General features: G+C 34.7%; 20 protein-coding genes. 16 read left to right on the top strand and 4 right to left on the bottom strand.

Translation table 11 applies throughout. The features are described from left to right. Nucleotides 1-271: 271 nt before the first annotated feature. Both ACQ76T_RS03060 and ACQ76T_RS03055 read right to left on the bottom strand, forming a co-directional pair. On the bottom strand, nt 272-1,477 hold the full coding sequence (locus ACQ76T_RS03060) for an MFS transporter (protein WP_431341875.1): 1,206 nt from the start codon (nt 1,475-1,477) through the stop codon (nt 272-274). Beyond that, a complete protein-coding gene (locus ACQ76T_RS03055) occupies nt 1,470-2,315 on the bottom strand; it encodes an oxidoreductase (RefSeq protein WP_431341874.1) in 846 nt (281 codons plus the stop codon). The genes ACQ76T_RS03060 and ACQ76T_RS03055 overlap by 8 nt, the downstream gene beginning before the upstream one ends. Before the next feature lie 282 nt (nt 2,316-2,597). On the opposite strand from ACQ76T_RS03055, the gene ACQ76T_RS03050 reads away from it, so the two are divergent. Continuing rightward, a complete protein-coding gene (locus ACQ76T_RS03050) occupies nt 2,598-3,527 on the top strand; it encodes a helix-turn-helix domain-containing protein (protein WP_431341873.1) in 930 nt (309 codons plus the stop codon). 30 nt (nt 3,528-3,557) lie between these two features. Here the strand turns inward: ACQ76T_RS03050 and ACQ76T_RS03045 are convergent, their stop codons facing one another. Next, nucleotides 3,558-4,403, bottom strand: coding sequence for a helix-turn-helix domain-containing protein (locus ACQ76T_RS03045; RefSeq protein ID WP_431341872.1), 846 nt, complete (start codon nt 4,401-4,403; stop codon nt 3,558-3,560). Between the two features lie 89 nt (nt 4,404-4,492). On the opposite strand from ACQ76T_RS03045, the gene ACQ76T_RS03040 reads away from it, so the two are divergent. Continuing rightward, a complete protein-coding gene (locus ACQ76T_RS03040) occupies nt 4,493-5,659 on the top strand; it encodes an MFS transporter (protein WP_431341871.1) in 1,167 nt (388 codons plus the stop codon). Between the two features lie 125 nt (nt 5,660-5,784). Here the strand turns inward: ACQ76T_RS03040 and ACQ76T_RS03035 are convergent, their stop codons facing one another. After that, entirely contained in the window at nt 5,785-6,699 is a 915-nt protein-coding gene (locus ACQ76T_RS03035; RefSeq protein ID WP_431341870.1) for a hydrogen peroxide-inducible genes activator, read from the bottom strand. A 108-nt stretch (nt 6,700-6,807) separates the two neighbouring features. Here ACQ76T_RS03035 and ACQ76T_RS03030 point away from each other — a divergent pair, with 108 nt between their 5' ends. The 14 genes from ACQ76T_RS03030 to ACQ76T_RS02965 all read left to right on the top strand — a co-directional run bounded on the left by ACQ76T_RS03030 (nt 6,808) and on the right by ACQ76T_RS02965 (nt 17,155). After that, nucleotides 6,808-8,298, top strand: coding sequence for a catalase (locus tag ACQ76T_RS03030; protein WP_431341869.1), 1,491 nt, complete (start codon nt 6,808-6,810; stop codon nt 8,296-8,298). A gap of 578 nt (nt 8,299-8,876) precedes the next feature. Further along, nucleotides 8,877-11,114 carry a type VI secretion system Vgr family protein gene (locus ACQ76T_RS03025; protein WP_431341868.1) on the top strand — a complete coding sequence of 746 codons (2,238 nt, stop codon included), beginning with the start codon at nt 8,877-8,879 and terminating at the stop codon, nt 11,112-11,114. Between the two features lie 10 nt (nt 11,115-11,124). Then, nucleotides 11,125-11,877, top strand: a complete 753-nt coding sequence (locus tag ACQ76T_RS03020; protein WP_431341867.1) for a T6SS effector amidase Tae4 family protein — start codon at nt 11,125-11,127, stop codon at nt 11,875-11,877. Then, on the top strand, nt 11,862-12,287 hold the full coding sequence (locus tag ACQ76T_RS03015; RefSeq protein ID WP_431341866.1) for a hypothetical protein: 426 nt from the start codon (nt 11,862-11,864) through the stop codon (nt 12,285-12,287). The genes ACQ76T_RS03020 and ACQ76T_RS03015 overlap by 16 nt, the downstream gene beginning before the upstream one ends. Before the next feature lie 16 nt (nt 12,288-12,303). Further along, nucleotides 12,304-12,513: a PAAR-like protein gene (locus ACQ76T_RS03010; RefSeq protein ID WP_431343710.1), complete on the top strand. Its 210-nt coding sequence runs from the start codon at nt 12,304-12,306 to the stop codon at nt 12,511-12,513. 196 nt (nt 12,514-12,709) lie between these two features. Then, complete coding sequence (locus ACQ76T_RS03005) at nt 12,710-13,384, top strand: T6SS effector amidase Tae4 family protein (protein WP_431341865.1); 675 nt, start codon at nt 12,710-12,712, stop codon at nt 13,382-13,384. Beyond that, a complete protein-coding gene (locus tag ACQ76T_RS03000; RefSeq protein ID WP_431341864.1) occupies nt 13,369-13,788 on the top strand; it encodes a hypothetical protein in 420 nt (139 codons plus the stop codon). The genes ACQ76T_RS03005 and ACQ76T_RS03000 overlap by 16 nt, the downstream gene beginning before the upstream one ends. A 4-nt stretch (nt 13,789-13,792) precedes the next feature. Then, nucleotides 13,793-13,942 carry a hypothetical protein gene (locus ACQ76T_RS02995; protein WP_431341863.1) on the top strand — a complete coding sequence of 50 codons (150 nt, stop codon included), beginning with the start codon at nt 13,793-13,795 and terminating at the stop codon, nt 13,940-13,942. Between the two features lie 66 nt (nt 13,943-14,008). Beyond that, nucleotides 14,009-14,191, top strand: a complete 183-nt coding sequence (locus ACQ76T_RS02990; RefSeq protein WP_431341862.1) for a hypothetical protein — start codon at nt 14,009-14,011, stop codon at nt 14,189-14,191. Nucleotides 14,192-14,201: 10 nt separating this feature from the next. Continuing rightward, nucleotides 14,202-14,966 carry a T6SS effector amidase Tae4 family protein gene (locus ACQ76T_RS02985; protein WP_431341861.1) on the top strand — a complete coding sequence of 255 codons (765 nt, stop codon included), beginning with the start codon at nt 14,202-14,204 and terminating at the stop codon, nt 14,964-14,966. After that, nucleotides 14,951-15,355, top strand: a complete 405-nt coding sequence (locus ACQ76T_RS02980) for a hypothetical protein (RefSeq protein ID WP_431341860.1) — start codon at nt 14,951-14,953, stop codon at nt 15,353-15,355. The genes ACQ76T_RS02985 and ACQ76T_RS02980 overlap by 16 nt, the downstream gene beginning before the upstream one ends. 549 nt (nt 15,356-15,904) lie before the next feature. Beyond that, nucleotides 15,905-16,441 carry a T6SS effector amidase Tae4 family protein gene (locus tag ACQ76T_RS02975; RefSeq protein WP_431341859.1) on the top strand — a complete coding sequence of 179 codons (537 nt, stop codon included), beginning with the start codon at nt 15,905-15,907 and terminating at the stop codon, nt 16,439-16,441. Continuing rightward, nucleotides 16,426-16,821, top strand: coding sequence for a hypothetical protein (locus ACQ76T_RS02970; protein ID WP_431341858.1), 396 nt, complete (start codon nt 16,426-16,428; stop codon nt 16,819-16,821). The genes ACQ76T_RS02975 and ACQ76T_RS02970 overlap by 16 nt, the downstream gene beginning before the upstream one ends. Nucleotides 16,822-16,825: 4 nt before the next feature. Further along, nucleotides 16,826-17,155, top strand: coding sequence for a DUF4280 domain-containing protein (locus ACQ76T_RS02965; RefSeq protein ID WP_431341857.1), 330 nt, complete (start codon nt 16,826-16,828; stop codon nt 17,153-17,155). The last annotated feature ends 78 nt before the right edge of the window (nt 17,156-17,233 follow it).

Raw genomic sequence — 17,233 nt, 5'->3', positions numbered from 1 at the left:
GCCTTTTGGCTTTATAATTCATTTTTAAGTTTTTGCTAAACTATAGCTTTATATAGAGAACTCCAATTCAAGCAGCTTTCAAATTGAAAAATCAGTACACAATTGCTTAAATTTATAAATTGTTAACATATTTTATTCTACATTTATTTAAAATTTCTTAATATTTCATATATGGTTCTATAAAATATCAAATACCCCATAAAATTCTTTGCAAATCCTATGGGGTATTTTTAATTATCTAAGTAGGGAAATCTAGCCTTTAGATTATTCTTTAATGTGCGAACTGCTCAGGACTTAAGTAAGATTCTTCACTTTCTGATAAGTTATTTTCCTGATATTTCCCTCTTACTCTGGGATGAATGAACGTTAAAGCAAATGCAGACAGCAAAAATGCTGCGCTAATCCAGATGATGTTGTGAACTCCGGTAGATTTAATTACCCATCCCCCGGCAATGGTTCCAAAGGTTACACCTAAATTAAAAAAAGACGGCACAAAACTATTGGTAAATTCCAATGTTTCTCTGGGTATTTTATATGCCCCTCGAGTATTACCAATCAGAAATCCTGAAGTATGTACAAATCCCCAAATAAAAATAATAACCGTCATTGGGATAAACCAGGTTCCAAAGAAATACGCTAAAACTTCTACCAGAATAAGAGCCACAGGAAAATAGCGAAATCCTAAATGCACATTTTTACTTACGATTTTACCTACTATCCAATTCCCCAGAATACCGGCAATTCCAAACAGCAATAACATTAAGCTAACTTGTGCCCCATTCATATGCGTTATTTTGGTAAAGTAATCGGCAAGGTAGCTATAGGTGGCAAACATTCCTGCTATTTTCAGCAGTATATAAAGATAATTGATCCATACAAATGGTTCTTTCAATATCGTCAGGTTTTGGGTATTGTTCTTCTTTCTTTCAACCGGGGTAGATGGTACGACCAGCAGTAAGCTCAGAAAAGCAATAATATTGACAATTCCGGAAATGATAAATGATGCCTTCCAATTAAATAAATCAGCAAAGTAAGTCGTCAGCGGTACTCCTATCACCGTGGAAATACTAAGCCCCATCATGACCACAGATATAGCTTTGGGAGCATCCTTTGGAGCCACCTGTTTCATTCCCAACGTAAGAGCAATAGCCCAAAAAGCAGGATAAAAGATAGCTGGTATGATTCTGGAGATTAATAAAACTGTAAAGTTGGTAGATAACGCGGACATCATATTGGAAATCACAAAAGTTGCAAGAACGAGAAGCAATATTGTTTTTCTGTTGATGTTCTTTGTCAGCGCAGTAATAAAAGGGCCGCAGAGTGCTACTGTAAGTGCAAAACCGCTCATCAGCCAACCTGCCGTATCAATAGAAACATTAAAAGTTTTAGCCAGGACAGGCAATATTCCTATGACACAAAATTCACTTGTGGCTACGCCAAATACACCAAGTGAGAGTGCATAAATTGTTTTATTCATTGTAATTTATAAAATCTGTTGAAAATGTAATTTCTTTATACCGTTCAAACTCTTCATTGAGATGTTGAATTTTAGTCTGAACCCTGTTATAAGCGTCAGTTCCTAAAAGTAAACGTAATGGAGGTTCTTCCATTTGTGTAATTTTTACGATTGCTTCAACAGCTTTTTCCGGATTTCCGGGTTGTTTTCCATTATTTCCTAAGAAAATATTTTTATATTTCCCCGCAGTGGCCGCGTAATCTGGGATTTCATTTTCTGCGATACCCAGGGAGCTCCCTAAAAAATTGGTACGAAATGCACCAGGCTCTATTAATGTAACCTTTATTCCCAATCCTTCTACGTCAAGCTTTAAAGCCTCTGTTAATCCTTCAATAGCGTATTTACTTGCGTTATAGATTCCAAACCCTGAAGAACTTACCAAACCTGAAGCAGATGAAAAATTGATGATATGCCCGCTTCTCGCCTGGCGCATAAAAGGAAGAACGTAACGCAATAGATTAAGCGTTCCCATTACATTCACAGCAAAAACCTTTTCTATTTCCGATGAAGAAGCTTCTTCAACAGCCCCAAGGAAGCCATAACCGGCATTGTTGATCAGAACATCAATTTTTCCGTGTTCTTTAATAATGGTATTCACTGCGACTTCCACATCATTTTCTTTAGTAATATCAAGACTGATTACTGTTAGATTGTCATGTTCTAATATTGATGAATCAAATGTATTTCGGTCCCTTGTCGTTGCAATGACAATCTGATCTTTTGCTAAGAGATATTTCACAGTTAGCAATCCCAATCCTTGTGAGGCTCCTGTAATAAGCCATGTTTTTTGATTTTTCATATTTTTATTGTATTTAAATTATTATTGTGTTTTAGGATCATCATATATCCTCAACTTGACAGGTCAAAATTAGGCAGTTTAAGATTTCCAGGCCTTATTAAAAACATGAGATCACTTATGAAAATCAAACTGCAGTATTTAGATCTGACTACCCAGATATATTTTCTTCTCATCTTAAAACACCAATACAAACCAATTTGATTTTCATAAGTTCTACGAGATAATTCATAAAAAAATACAGATGGCAATTCTTTAACTTTGTAATTATTAAAATAATAGGTCATGGCACAGTCTTCCGAAAATAGAAAAATAGATCTGCTAAAAAATATGAGTGATATTTTACCCATATTTCATGAGTCCTTCAATGACAGCAATATACAGGTAGTCAGCCGAAAAGACGACCCATGTAAAAACTACCTTTCTCCCAACCGCAGAGATTTTTATAAGATCCTTTACTTTTCAAAAGGGTTAAGTGTACTGACCATTGGCATGAATACCTATTACCTGGATCATCCTGCTATTGTTTTCTTACATCCCAATGAAATCGTATCCTGGAAAAACCTGGGTGAAGACGCTGAGGGATATTTTATTTTATTTAAAAAGAAATTTATCGAATCAAAGCCCATACTGAAACTGGCTATGGAACAGTATGAACTGTTCTCAAAATCTGAAAAAAATGTTATTCAGCTGAAAAATGAGCATATTCCATTATTCGATCGCTGGCTTGAGGAGATGATAGGCGAAATGAAAACAAATGACTCTTTTACTGAAGACAGGCTTCAAACTTATATACAGATGGTGATGATTGAAGGTGTTAAAGTCGGTAATTTTCCTGCTCCGGGTATGGTATCTCAAGAGTATAAATACGTTCATGACTTTTTCCAATTATTGGAAGATGAAACTTCGCAGATCAATATCAACAATCCTATTAAAATTAAAACTGCAAAAGAATTTGCCAACTCGCTGTCTATACACCCCAACCAGCTTAATACCCTTTTAAAAAGGCATACAGGCCAGAATGTGAGCACTCATATTAAAGCACGGCTTCTGGAGGAAACAAAAGCTATGCTCATACAAACTAATCTGACACTTCAGGAAATCGGGTATAGCATAGGGTTTGCCGATCAACCTAATTTCAGCCAGTTTTTCAAGAAAAATATAGGAGTATCTCCGCAAACCTTCAGAAAAAATTATCAACAGGCTGCCGGATAATATTTTTTTTACATCATTGACAATCAAAGGTTACTTAATAAGGTTCTCTTTACGGTAAAACATGGGAGTATGTCCCGTATGATGAACAAAAAACCGATGAAAATGACTTGGATCTGTAAACCCGAAATCGCGGGCTATTTCGGAAAAGGTAGAACTGCTGTTGACAATACGCTCTTTAATGAGCTGTAACTTCAAAGAATAAATATATTCCCGCAATGGTATGCCCATTTTCTTTCTGAAAGTGACTCTTAGCCCTGATTCTGACATTCTAAAAACTTCACTCAGCTCCTTTACGGAAAGTTTGTCTGGATAAGAGATGTACGCATGGATATAATTCTGTATCCTGTCTATTAATGGGTCTTCCAGTCTCAGAATATCTTTTTCTCTGTTATCTTCAAAAGAATTATTCAGAATCAATAAAATACTGCGCAAAAGGTGTGTATGTAATTCACTTGTTTTTTCGCCGCGCTGCCTCCAATCTAAAATAAGAACTTCAATCATAGATCTAAGCTTTTCCAGTTGAAATGACGGAATATGACTTTCAAGATTCAGCTTTAATTTTCTCGCCAGACCATGCAGAAGATTATCCCAAAAATCAGTATTGCTGGTATTTATTCCTCCTTTCAGAATACCAGGAAGAAATTTTATAACACTAAAATGGGTTTCTTCTTCAATTTGAAAATCGTGTTCATCCTCAGGAAGCAGAAAAAATACTGAATCGGAAAAGTAATTTGATTTTTTACCATTTAAAATATGGACTCCTCTGCCTTGTCTTATGTACATCAGTTCAAAATGGTTATGACTATGTAAAGGAAATGGCCAAACTACAGTACTAAAGTCTCTGATAAATAAAGCCTCAAACTGAATGAGTTTCATTGATATATTTTATCTAAAATTACAAAAAATATATCGAAAAATACAATTTTTGATTTTTTACGGAATGTAAGTTTGCAGAAAAAAATGTAATGAAAATAATTCAAAAAAGTGGGCTTGTTATTCCGGTAATGGCTTTCTCTGCAGGAGCCATTGTCGCCAATGTTTATTATAGCCAGCCTATTCTGAAAGATATTGCAGACAGTTTGGGAAGCTCTGAAAATGCGGTTGGAAAAATTGCAATGCTGTCACAATTGGGTTATGGGCTGGGAATGTTTTTTCTGCTTCCTCTCGGAGATAAAGTCAATCGAAAAAAATTGATTGTAGCAATATGTGCTTTGTTAGTGATCATGCTTCTGATATTAGCGAACTCAACCCACCTTTCCGTGCTACTACCGTTAAGTTTTATCATTGGGGTATGTTCAACTCCGGCGCAGATCATTCTTCCTATGGCAGCGACTTTAGGGAAAGAAAACAGGGGAAAAAATGTAGGGATTGTTTTCAGCGGAATTCTTTGTGGCATCCTGGGTTCGCGCCTCATCAGCGGATGGCTTACAGATCTTTGGGGATGGCACAGTGTTTTTATCTTCTCAGCCATTCTGGTATTTATAAGCAGTATCCTGTTATATTTTATATTACCTGAAGTTCCCATCAAATTCAAGGGAAACTATGCCGGTCTTTTGAAATCTACGGTTTCGTTGATAGGAAAGTACAAAACATTGAGACAGGCATCTATTTTAGGTTCTCTGACTTTTGGTGTGTTCTGTTCTTTCTGGACCACTCTGACTTTCCGTCTCAGTAGTGAACCTTTCCATTATACCGCCTCGAAAATAGGTTTGTTTGGAATTATAGCAATCGGAGGTGCTTTGGTAGCTCCTTATTTTGGAAAATTGGCAGATAAAGGACAAGTCTTTAAAAACCTCTTTTTAACAGTGAGTATGGTGTTTTTAAGCATTTTAGCGATGCGTATATTTCCTGGCTCTTTGTATGTGCTTATTGGTGCTATTTTATTTCTGGATATCGGGGTGCAGGCTACACAGATCACCAATTTTACACGGATCTATTCTCTTGATGAAGAAGCTCACAGCAGGCTCAATACCGTTTATATGACTACTTATTTCATTGGTGCAGGTATAGGAACTTTCTTTGGACTTCTCAGCTGGTCATGGGGAGGTTGGAATCTTGCCCTGATCCAAATGTTATTTTGGAGCGGAGCAGCCTTACTGGTCGTTTATCTTTCAAGTAAAAATTCTCTCTAAACGACAACAAATAAGGTGCTTCTAGGAGGAAGAATCTTCTTAGAAACAACATTATCACATTAGGGATTAGGGATTAGGGATTAGGGAAAAATACTTTTTGACAGGAAGCTTATTTGTACGTTATATCAATTATTAATATCGATATGTTGGCGAACTGCATTGAGGATCTCGTCCCTGATGATTTTCAGGAGCTTTTGCTTCACGAAATGCTTATGCGTCAACAAACCGATTTTTCTGGCAGGCACAGGATCCATGAATGAAAATAAATATTTTTTTTCTTCTTCCGTAAAATCAATCGTAGACAAATAGGGTAAGAGCGTAAGGCCTTTTGTCTGTTTTACAAGTCTTACCAGGGTGTCTATACTTCCGGCTTCGTAATGTAAGTTCTCCCACTCCTTTACTTCCCTGTTCATGGAGCACAGTTCTTCAATCTGGGTACGCATGCAATGCCCTTCTGCCAGTAGCCAAAGCTTTTCTTTATTGATGTCTCTAAGATCTATCTTTTCTTTTTCTATCAATTCATTTTCCACATAACTATATAATTTGTAGTGTTCGTCATACAGCGGCATCTGTACAAGGTCATTATTTTCGATGGGTAGAGACAAAAAACCGATATCCAAGGTTCTGTTCAGAATATCCCGTTTTATGTTCTCAGTGACATCTTCACGAATTGTCAGGGTTATCATCGGAAATTTTCTCGAAAATTCATACAGAAACAATGGAAAAACAAAAGGAGCCACAGTAGGAATTACACCTATCTTCAATTCTCCCGTAAGTTCTCCTTTTAATTCTTTAACCACTTCCTTAAAATCATCCACTTCCTTTATAATTAATTTCATTTTCTCCACCAACAGACTTCCCTCTTTTGTCAGCTGCACAGGTTTTGTCTTTCGGTCAAAAATTGAGATTCCGATTTCTTCTTCAAGTTTCAAAATCATCGTACTCAAGGTCGATTGCGTCACATTACACTTCTCGGCAGCCTCCATAAAGTTTTTCTCTTCACACACTGCCATCACATATCCTAACTGATGAAAATTCATAAAAACAACAATTATCTATTTTATCAATAAATATATTGAAATATTCGTTTTTATCAATTATAATTTCTAAATACTTTTGACAAAAGTTTTAACAAAAAAATCAACGTAATGAAAAGCAATTCAAAAATAACAACCAACTCCGGTTCTGCCGTTGAAGGATACCAAGACTCGAAAACAGTGGGCCCTAGAGGTCCTGTATTACTGGAAGATTATTTCCTTCATGAGAAGATATCCCAATTCACCCGTGAGAGGATTCCGGAACGTATCGTACATGCAAAAGGTACCGGAGCATTTGGAAAATTCGTAGTAACCAATGACATTACGAAATACACCAGAGCAAAAGTATTCTCAGAAGTAGGAAAAGAAACAAAAATGTTTGTGAGATTTTCAACTGTAGGTGGCGAAAAAGGTTCAGCAGACGCAGAAAGAGATCCCCGTGGTTTTGCAGTGAAATTTTACACTGAAGATGGCAATTGGGATATTGTCGGTAATAATACTCCTATATTCTTTATCAAGGACCCGAAGAAGTTTCCAGATTTCATCCATACCCAAAAAAGAGATCCCCATACCAACTATAAAAGTGCTACAATGACTTGGGATTTCTGGTCGCTAAATCCTGAATCATTGCATCAGGTACTGATTGTGATGTCTGATCGTGGAACCCCCCGCTCTTATCGTCATATGCACGGATATGGCAGCCACACCTTTACGATGATCAATGCCGACAATGATCTTGTATATGTAAAATTTCACTACAGAACTGCACAGGGAATACAGAATTTCACAGATTCCGAGGCTGTAAAAATCAAGGGTGAAGATCCTGATCATGCTCAGAGAGATCTTGTGAACGCTATCAAGCAAGGAGATTTTCCGAGATATAATATGTTCATCCAGGTAATGACAGAAGAGCAGGCAGAAAAATTTCAATGGAATCCATTTGATGTGACAAAAACATGGTCTCAAAAAGAATATCCTTTAATTGAAGTAGGCTATTTTGAGTTGAATCAAATTCCTCCTAATTATTTCCGAGATGTTGAACAGGCTGCCTTTTCTCCCACAAATATAGTTGACGGAATCGGTTTTTCTCCAGACAGAATGTTACAGGGAAGGATTTTGGCCTATCCTGATGCTCAACGCTACAGAATAGGAACCAATTATCAGGATTTACCTGTAAATGCCTGCCCGTTTATGGTCAACAACTATCATAGAGACGGTGCCATGAAATTTACTGATAACGGTGGGGATTCTCCGAATTATTTCCCGAACAGCTTTGACGGAAATTTTGAAGATCCTTCATACAAAACAAAACCACAGGTACTTCAAAGTAATGTTGCAGAGTATTTTGACAGAAACGAAAATGATGACGACCATTACACCCAACCCGGGATTCTGTTTGATCAGGTAATGAACGATACCGACAGAGCAAATACGATTAATAATATTGTTGGAGCCATGAATGGAATAGAAGGACCTAAAAGGGAAGAGATTATATTGAGACAGCTGTGCCACTGGTTCAGAGCCAGCGTACAATTAGGAATGGGAGTTGCCCGAGGATTGCGAATAGATATGAACGAATTACAAAAACATATGCCAAGATAGTTTTCAGTTTAGGATGTGAGGGCTATTGCGCGAATAACTGTAGCCTCTATTATCCAATCGTTTATTTTATATATGTTTAAAATTTGTATTCAATGAATTGATGCAGATTATACCTGGGCAGCTTTATTGTCCAGGTTTTTTGTCTTAGTTTCGGTTGATGTGAGATATTTTGGATGAGACAGCCATTTTTATAATGAATAACTTTCCCTTCAAATTATAGATTCCAACTCACCTTCCAACACCTATATAATATCTGTGTGGCCTAACCAGTTCTCCCTATACAGATACTTACAATGTGTTTATACAGTTTCGGCAGCTCAATGAGCAAACATTTATTTGAGAAAATTTCTAAGAAAATTCAAAAGGGAAATTTATTAGTGGTATAAAATGAATTATTTAAATAAATATGATTTGTTTCCATCTTATACTATAATTCTAATGTAAAACTCGCCAAAACACCTTGAACATATTTCCACCTCAATCGTAGTTTTACTACACTTTTTGATTTTTTCAAAATTTATATTGTTGGTATTGTCTAATTATCTATATTTGATGCCAACACAAATCACTCTTTATCGATGAAAAAAAATCTTTCTAATTCTGAAAGGATTTCAGAGAATCATATGCCTGGAATTAACCGTGTGGTTAAGCTGGATATTGTGATTGAAGGAAAATCCATCAGCCATTTTAAACACTTCCGTTTACAGCAAAGCGCCAGAACGCATCATTATTTTGAACTGACTTTAGCCCATGATTCTTTAGATGAAGTACAGAATCATAACCTTGAAGAAGCGAGGCAGTTTTTAGGGAAACGCATTACAGTAACTTTCAAATACAAAGACTTTGAAGATGAAAGTCCTGAAAGAACTTTTGTAGGGGTTATTACACAGGTTGCATTTAGCCAAAAGCAAATGAGTCTTGGTAATATTGTTCTGGAAGGATATAGCCCAACAATTTTAATGGATTCGGCCCCGCATACCCAGAGTTTTGGAGGAAATCAATCGGTAAACACCTCTATTATTGCCGACAGGATCATTAAAGAATCTCTGGGAACCAGTAAGTTTGATTACAGAATAGAAACTCAAAATAAAGGTTACATCAATTACAGTGCACAGTATTGTGAAACACATTACAATTATCTTGCAAGATTGGCAGAAGCCTATGGAGAGCAATTTTATTATGATGGATATATTTTACATTTTGGAAAACTTCCTCCATCTGAAAAGGCTATACAACTCATCTATGGAAGTAATGTTACAGATATAAAGGTAGAGTTAAAGGCTATTCACACTAAACCCGAATATTTTGGATATAATAGTGATAGTCATGCAAAAATGCTTGGCTCTAATAATAACATTAAACACTTAGGAAATTTATCAGCCAAAGCCTATGAGTTGAATGATAATATTTTCAAAACACGATCACTCACTCCTGCTCCTATCAATGCCAATATGTTTCTGGATGTGGACGACTCCCAAAAAAGTGCAAGAGGAAGTAAAGCCGTAGAAGTTTTTACGGTTTCAGGAAATACAACAGTTCCTTTTTTATATGTGGGTTGTGTGGCAGATATAGACATGAGAAATCAGGATAGCAACCAGACTTCCCATTTCACAACATTAATGATGACAGAAATAAGACACGAAGTGGATACCAGAGGATATTATACAGGCAGCTTTAAGGCTATCGCTGAAGGAACAGGCTTCATGCCTAAACCTAATTTTACCGTTCCAAAAGCTGAGCCACAAGTGGCAACGGTTATCTCCAACGTTGACCCTTTAAACCAAGGAAGAATACAGGTTAGATTTGACTGGCAATTAAATGACACCACCCATTTTATCAGAATGATGAGTCCTGATGCAGGGGGAACAGATGCTGTAAGCCAGAATAGAGGCTTTGTAGCTGTTCCAGAAATCGGGGACCAGGTAATGGTGGATTTTGAATATCATCATCCAGACTTCCCTTTTGCCATGGGAGGAATGTTTCACGGAGGTGTAGGTTTAGGAGGTGGAATGAATAACCGGGTAAAATCTTTACAGACCAGAAGTGGGCACAGATTAGTGTTTACAGAAGACGAAAGTATTGTATTGACTGATAAAAGTGGCAATGAACTTAGGTTTGATACAAAAGGAAGTAACATCAACATTACAGCCCCTGAAACCATTACTATAAAATCAAAGAACCTGAAGTTTGATATTGAAGAGAATATCGAGACCAAAGCAGGAAAGAATATAGATACCCATGTTGGACAGAATATCAAGATTATTGCCAAGCAGGAGATCAGCCAGGACAGTGGTAAGAAGACCATCATTAACGCCGGAACCAATACTGAAATATCAGCAAAAGCACACTTAGACCTTTATGGTAAAGAAAAATTCATAGGTTATACAGATGGCCAGACAGAGTTCGGAGCCAAAGACAGAATGCATGTTTATGGAGCTAACTCATTATTAACTGCAAAAGATAAAATTGAGTATAAAGCTCCTCAAATGAATAAGCTTCCTGAAAATGGTGAGTTTGATTATACCAAAGAGAAGCAAATAGCATCAATGTATTGGGCTTATGAAGAAGAAAACACCTCTTTGATGGATGATTCCAAGTTTTTTGTAGATATGAATCTCATTGTTCAGACAAGAAACTATGAAGAAGGAGAAAGTATTGATGTTACTATAAAATCCGAGGATGGGAAGCCTTTAGCAGAGGGACTAAATGAATTAACTTTATCAGGGACAGTAGATAAAGATGGGATAGCAATCTTTAAAGAGCCATTAAAAGCTCACACTCTTGAGCTTATGACAGAAGAAGCAGAAAACACATAAATATACTATTATGAATATTAACTTTATACCTATACTACTTGAGGAGCCAAGACGTGTTTGTGCCACGTGTGGAAATCAACAGACAAGACCTGTTCAGGTTTTAAGGCCAAGCTGGAGAGATATGATTAATAACTATCCTAATAGCTCTGTTGATGTAAACACATTATATACCGATATTGGAAATGGATTACTGGGTATGTTGAAACAAAATAGTGCATGGGAAAATACTTGTGCATTTAGAATGAGCAGAGGTCTGAATTATAGTGGGTTTAAATTACCAAATAATAATTCAAATTATAGAGCAAAAGGAACAATAGGAGGAGTTCATAAAGGTGATGATAAATTGAATTATTGGTACAGGGTACGTGAATTAGCTCCATATTTGTCCGACCACCTAGGAAAACCAGAAATTGATATAAAATTAGATAAAATTGAAATGCCAGCCAATCTGAGAAAGAAAAACAATCTTACACAAGCAGAATGGACACAAGTGTGGAATAGTAAGAAAAAAGTTTCACAAACTGATTGGACACAAATACACGGTACTAAAGGAATAATCACTTTTGATGTTTCAGGATGGGATGGTGCTTCTGGTCATTTTACACTTTGGGATGGCAATCATTTAATTTATCCAGGTGGAGCTGAACATGATGACCCTAAAAGTTCAAAATATTATTTTCACATGCTTTATCCAGTAAAAAATAAAAAAAACGAGTTAGATTTTGTACAAACAAATAGAATAAGACTATGGGAACTAAAATAATACAATTAATAACTATAAGTTTAATTATCTTTAACAATCTAATTGCTGGTCAAACAAAAGATGATAAAATTAAGTATATGAAGAAATATGCTTATTGTAATTGTATATATGTAAACAATAGTAAATTAGATGCTACTTATCTAAACGATAAGTTTCAATTAAGTGACAAATCTGAAAAGCTATTTATTGATTTAGGTAAAATTTCTAATAATGAAAGTGCTAAAATTAGAGAATTTACTGAAAAGCAATCTAAAGACATTGCAACTCTTGAATCATCTTATCATTCTGAAACAGGTAGAAGTTATACAATCGTAGCAGATTGCTTAAATCTCTATGAATCTCAAGAATTAGATAGCTATATCAGAAAACTTATTGGAGTAACAACAAAAAAGAAAACTTCAAAAAAATGACAATACCCCTCATCACATCACAGATACCATCCAACTAAAGTGTGATAAAGGAGCTTCACCAACTCCATTCACAGTAACAAGTCAGTCTTTTACGAAGATTGAAGGGAAGCTACAGGCTACAGAGGAAGATAAACAACCTAATACAAACATTAAACCTTTCGGTGTATGTAGTATTTTAAGGTCTTCCTGCTTACCTTCACCTGTTAAGTGGGAGAACCACCTCTGATTTTGAAATTGAGGGCAAAAAAGAGCTGTTAGACAGTTCTATATGCCAGTGTTCTGTTGGGGGTAAAATATCAGTTGTAAAGTCAGCCCAGAGCTTTGTTGAGGAGTAAAAAATAGTATAGTTTTTAACTAAAAACCTGTAATCTTCCCCAAAAAACTAAGCATTTAAAAATATAGTTTTTTAAAATTGGAAGAGTATGAAGAACAGTAAATTTTCAGAAGTTCAGATCATTAAGATTCTATCTGAACAAAATCAAGGTAAAACAGTGAATGAGATTTGCCGTGAACATGGCATCAGCCAGCCGACATTTTACAAATGGAAAAGCAAATATGGCGGATTGGATGTACAGCAACTCACTAAAATGAAGGAGCTCGTTTGGGAAAATACTTGTGCTTTCAGAATGAGCAAAGGATTAAATTACAGTGGATTCAAGCTACCTTTTGATAATTCTAAATATAAGGCAAAAAGAGCAAAAGGGGGAGTTCATAAAGGTGATGATAAGTTAAATTACTGGTACAGAGTTAAGGAATTGGGTAAATATTTGGAAGAACACCTGGGTAAACCTGAATTTGATGAGACATTAAAAAAAGCAGAATTGGGAGGAGTAAAAGAAGGGTTATCTAAAGAAAAATGGGATAAGCTCCATAAAATGAAAGGAATTGTTATGTTTCAGGTTTCAGGATGGGAAAATGCTTCTGGGCATTTTACACTTTGGGATGGAAATAACCTGATATATCCAGGACTCCCCCAACACGATGATCCCAATAGTCAATACTACTACTTTAAAATGAAATACGAACAATATCATTCTATTAAAAGGACCAATATTGTTGTACAAACAGACGAGATAAAGCTATGGGAATTAAAATAAAAAAAATTAAATACGTATTTGCATTCTTAATTCTTTCTAATATAGAAGTCTTAGGACAGAATAAACTAATGGAAGTTAAGAAGTATGCATTTAACAAATGCTTAAGTTATAACTATCAAAAAATTGATTTAAGTTTTTATAATACATATAAAGATGCTTCAGGAGTTCAGTTTTCTATCAATGGAAATTTTTTGGAAGATGATGAATTGAAAAATAAAATAATAGATTACACTATTAATGAAACAGGTCAATACTATTCAATGAAAAACAGTTTACACTTTGAAACAGGGGACAAGAATATAATATTTTACAATTGTTTTGGGTTCTACGAATCCAAAGAATTAGATAGCTATATCAGAAAACTTATTGGAGTGCACCCAAAAAAGAAAACCTCAAAAAAGTGATAATATGCCACAATGCATCACTGATACTACACCATTAAAATGTTATAAAGGAAGCGATATCCACATTACTGCCCCTGAAGCCATCACTATAAAATCTAAGAAGCTGAGATTTTATAATGATGGAACATCGGAACCAAAGCAGAGGATTACCTAAGGCAATAACTGGGCTTATGAAGAAGAAAATACCTCTCTGATAGATGATTCCAAGTTTTTTAGAGATATGAATCTCATTGTTCAGACAAGAAATTATACTATAAAATCCGAGGATGGGAAACCTTTAGCAGAGGGACTAAATGAATTAACTTTATCAGGGACAGTAGATAAAGATGGGATAGCAATCTTTAAAGAGCTATTAAAAGCTCAAACTCTTGAGCTTATGACAGAAGAAACAGAAAACACATAGAAATCTTATCATGAAAATTAATAGTTTTATACCAACATTACTTGAACAACGGAGAGGTATTGTTGCAACAAGTGGGAATCAACAGACAAGACCTGTTCAGATTTTAAGACCAAGCTGGAGAGATATGATTAAAAACTATCCAAATACATCTATTAATGTAGTTACATTATATAATGATATAGGAAATAAATTAATAAATCATTATAATGACCCTAAAACAAGAAATAACTGGGAAAACACTTGTTCATTTAGAATGAGTAAAGGATTGAATTATAGTGGATTTAAATTGCCTTATAACAATTCAAAATATAGAGCGAAAGGAGGAATAGGCGGAGTCCATGTAGGAGATGATAAATTGAACTATTGGTATAGAGTAAGTGAGTTAGCTCCATATTTAGCTGAGCATTTAGGAACACCAGAAATTGATATAAAATTAGATAAGCTTGAAATGCCAGTTAATCTGAGAAAAAAAAGTAATCTTACACAACAAGAATGGACTCAATTATGGGATAGTAAAAAAAAAGTTTCACAAACCGAATGGTCTAGAATTTATAATACAAAAGGAATAATAACTTTTGATGTATCTGGTTGGACAAATGCTTCAGGTCATTTTACTTTATGGGATAAACAACATTTAATATATCCTGGTGAGGCAGAACACGATGACCCTACAAATTCAAAGTATTATTTTCACATGCTTTATCCAACTATAAATAGAAAGAGTGATTTAGATTTTGTACAAACAAATAGAATAAGATTATGGGAGCTAAAATAAAATTTCTATTGCTATTAATATTTCCAATTGGAATATTTAGTCAAAATAAAGTTACTAATTTGAAAAAATTAGCCTTCAATTACTGCTTAGTCGGCAATTATTCAGCTATTGATTCTACATTTTATAATAAATTCAAAGATGCCTCTTCAACTCAGATTTCAATAGATGGAAACTTTCTTGAAAATGAAGAACTAACTAGTAAAATTAATAATTTTACTACAACCCAAACATCAAAATACTATTCTCGAGATAACAATCTACATTTTGAATCTGGTAATAAAAATGTAATATTTTGTGATTGTTTAAGATTCTACGAATCCAAAGAATTAGGCAACTATATAAAAAAGCTCATTGGAGTCGCGCCAAAAAAGAAAACCTCAAAAAAGTGATAATATGCCACAATACATCACTGATACTACACCATTAAATTGTATTAATGTTCTGGGTGTATGGATAAGATAATACGCCATTAATGGATGACTCAAGGTTCTATGTTGATATGAGTTTAGTAGTACAAACATGAAATTATGAAGAGAGAGAAAGTATTGATGTTACTATAAAATCCGAGGATGGGAAACCTTTAGCAGAGGGACTAAATGAATTAACTTTATCAGGGACAGTAGATAAAGATGGGATAGCAATCTTTAAAGAGCCATTAAAAGCTCACACTCTTGAGCTTATGACAGAAGAAACAGAAAACACATAAATATACTATTATGAATATTAATAACTTTATACCTATATTACTAGAGGAACCAAGACGTTTTTGTGCCACGTGTGGAAATCAACAAACAAGACCCATTCAGGTTTTAAGACCAAGCTGGAAAGATATGATTAAAAATTACCCTAACAGCTCTATTAAATCAAAAGATTAATATAGTGATATTGGTGGCAATTTTCCAAAATTTAAGACTGATGAGGAGTTATTAAACTCTTATTTGGCAAATTCTTGTGCTATACGGATGAGTAGAGGACTAAATTTAAGTGGTTTTAAACTACCTAAAAGCAATTCAGGCTATGGAACAAAAGGTGGAGTAATGAGTGGAGATAAAAATCAGTCTTATTGGCTAAGAGTTAGAGAGCTAAGTCCGTATCTTGCAGAACACTTGGGTAAACCTGAAATAGATATTAAGTTAGACGAAATAAAAATGCCCGATACATATAAAAAAAGAAAATCTGTAAACCCTACTGAGTGGCAACAATTAAAAGCAATGAAAAAAGCAATAAGCCCTGCTGAATGGACTACCATAAGAAAAACAAAAGGTGTCATAGTATTTGATGTTTCTGGATGGGATGATGCAACTGGACATTTCACATTATGGGATACTCAGCATTTAATATATCCCGGAAATCCACAGCATGATGACCCTACAAATACAAAATATTATTTCAGTATGCTTTATTTAAAAATAAATAAAAAAAATGAACTTGACTTTGTTCAGACTAATAGAATAAGAGTATGGGAATTAAAATAATTAGTACAGTTTTATGTATATTTTTTAGTACAATAATAACAGCACAAACTGAAAGTGTAATTCTTAAAAAATATGCCTTACATAAGTGTTTGTCGAATAATTACAAAAATGCTGACCCTTCATTTATCAGTCATGATTATTCAGCATCATATATGTTCCAAATTAAAAGTGCCGACTATAGTAAACTGAATTTGCTAGATAAGCATATAGAGAAAACAACTTCAGATTACTATAAAATGGGAATTACGGAAAATCTTGAGGATAGTAAAGCTAACTATATCTTTTGGCATTGTATGGACTTCTATGAATCTAAAGAGTTAGATAATTATATAAGAAAGCTTATTGGAGTGACACCAAAAAAGAAAACTTCAAAAAAATGACAATATGCCTCAACACATCACAGATACCACACAACTAAAATGTGACAAAGGAGCCTCACCAACTCCACTCACAGTAACAAGCCAGTCTTTTATGAAGATTGAAGGAAAGCTACAGGCTACTGAAGAAGATAAACAACCCAATACTAACATCAAACCTTTTGGAATGTGTAGTGTTTTAAGGTCTTCCTGTTCTCCATCACCTGTTAAGTGGTGCAATACTTCTGATTTTGAAATTGAAGGCAAAAAAGAGCTGTTAGACATCTCTATATGCCAATGCTCTGTTGGTGGTAAAATCTCCATTGTAAAGTCTGCTCAGAGCTTTGTAGAAGAATAATATTGTAAGTCATAAAAATATAGAATACACACCTTTATCTATTTTGATAAAGGTTTTTTATTTAACAACTATCTAAAA

The sequence above is a fragment of the Chryseobacterium sp. JK1 genome (genome assembly GCF_050632815.1).
In the GTDB taxonomy this organism is placed as follows: domain Bacteria; phylum Bacteroidota; class Bacteroidia; order Flavobacteriales; family Weeksellaceae; genus Chryseobacterium.
Note: the sequence above shows the minus strand (reverse complement) of the source record. Positions and strands in the feature narration are given on the sequence as shown.

Excerpts from the sequence above, each read along its gene's own strand:
- ACQ76T_RS03060 (WP_431341875.1), bottom strand. The coding sequence starts at position 1,477 with ATGAATAAAACAATTTATGCACTCTCACTTGGTGTATTTGGCGTAGCC.
- ACQ76T_RS03055 (WP_431341874.1), bottom strand. The coding sequence starts at position 2,315 with ATGAAAAATCAAAAAACATGGCTTATTACAGGAGCCTCACAAGGATTG.
- ACQ76T_RS03050 (WP_431341873.1), top strand. The coding sequence starts at position 2,598 with ATGGCACAGTCTTCCGAAAATAGAAAAATAGATCTGCTAAAAAATATG.
- ACQ76T_RS03045 (WP_431341872.1), bottom strand. The coding sequence starts at position 4,403 with ATGAAACTCATTCAGTTTGAGGCTTTATTTATCAGAGACTTTAGTACT.
- ACQ76T_RS03040 (WP_431341871.1), top strand. The coding sequence starts at position 4,493 with ATGAAAATAATTCAAAAAAGTGGGCTTGTTATTCCGGTAATGGCTTTC.
- ACQ76T_RS03035 (WP_431341870.1), bottom strand. The coding sequence starts at position 6,699 with ATGAATTTTCATCAGTTAGGATATGTGATGGCAGTGTGTGAAGAGAAA.
- ACQ76T_RS03030 (WP_431341869.1), top strand. The coding sequence starts at position 6,808 with ATGAAAAGCAATTCAAAAATAACAACCAACTCCGGTTCTGCCGTTGAA.
- ACQ76T_RS03025 (WP_431341868.1), top strand. The coding sequence starts at position 8,877 with ATGAAAAAAAATCTTTCTAATTCTGAAAGGATTTCAGAGAATCATATG.
- ACQ76T_RS03020 (WP_431341867.1), top strand. The coding sequence starts at position 11,125 with ATGAATATTAACTTTATACCTATACTACTTGAGGAGCCAAGACGTGTT.
- ACQ76T_RS03015 (WP_431341866.1), top strand. The coding sequence starts at position 11,862 with ATGGGAACTAAAATAATACAATTAATAACTATAAGTTTAATTATCTTT.
- ACQ76T_RS03005 (WP_431341865.1), top strand. The coding sequence starts at position 12,710 with ATGAAGAACAGTAAATTTTCAGAAGTTCAGATCATTAAGATTCTATCT.
- ACQ76T_RS03000 (WP_431341864.1), top strand. The coding sequence starts at position 13,369 with ATGGGAATTAAAATAAAAAAAATTAAATACGTATTTGCATTCTTAATT.
- ACQ76T_RS02995 (WP_431341863.1), top strand. The coding sequence starts at position 13,793 with ATGCCACAATGCATCACTGATACTACACCATTAAAATGTTATAAAGGA.
- ACQ76T_RS02990 (WP_431341862.1), top strand. The coding sequence starts at position 14,009 with ATGAATCTCATTGTTCAGACAAGAAATTATACTATAAAATCCGAGGAT.
- ACQ76T_RS02985 (WP_431341861.1), top strand. The coding sequence starts at position 14,202 with ATGAAAATTAATAGTTTTATACCAACATTACTTGAACAACGGAGAGGT.
- ACQ76T_RS02980 (WP_431341860.1), top strand. The coding sequence starts at position 14,951 with ATGGGAGCTAAAATAAAATTTCTATTGCTATTAATATTTCCAATTGGA.
- ACQ76T_RS02970 (WP_431341858.1), top strand. The coding sequence starts at position 16,426 with ATGGGAATTAAAATAATTAGTACAGTTTTATGTATATTTTTTAGTACA.
- ACQ76T_RS02965 (WP_431341857.1), top strand. The coding sequence starts at position 16,826 with ATGCCTCAACACATCACAGATACCACACAACTAAAATGTGACAAAGGA.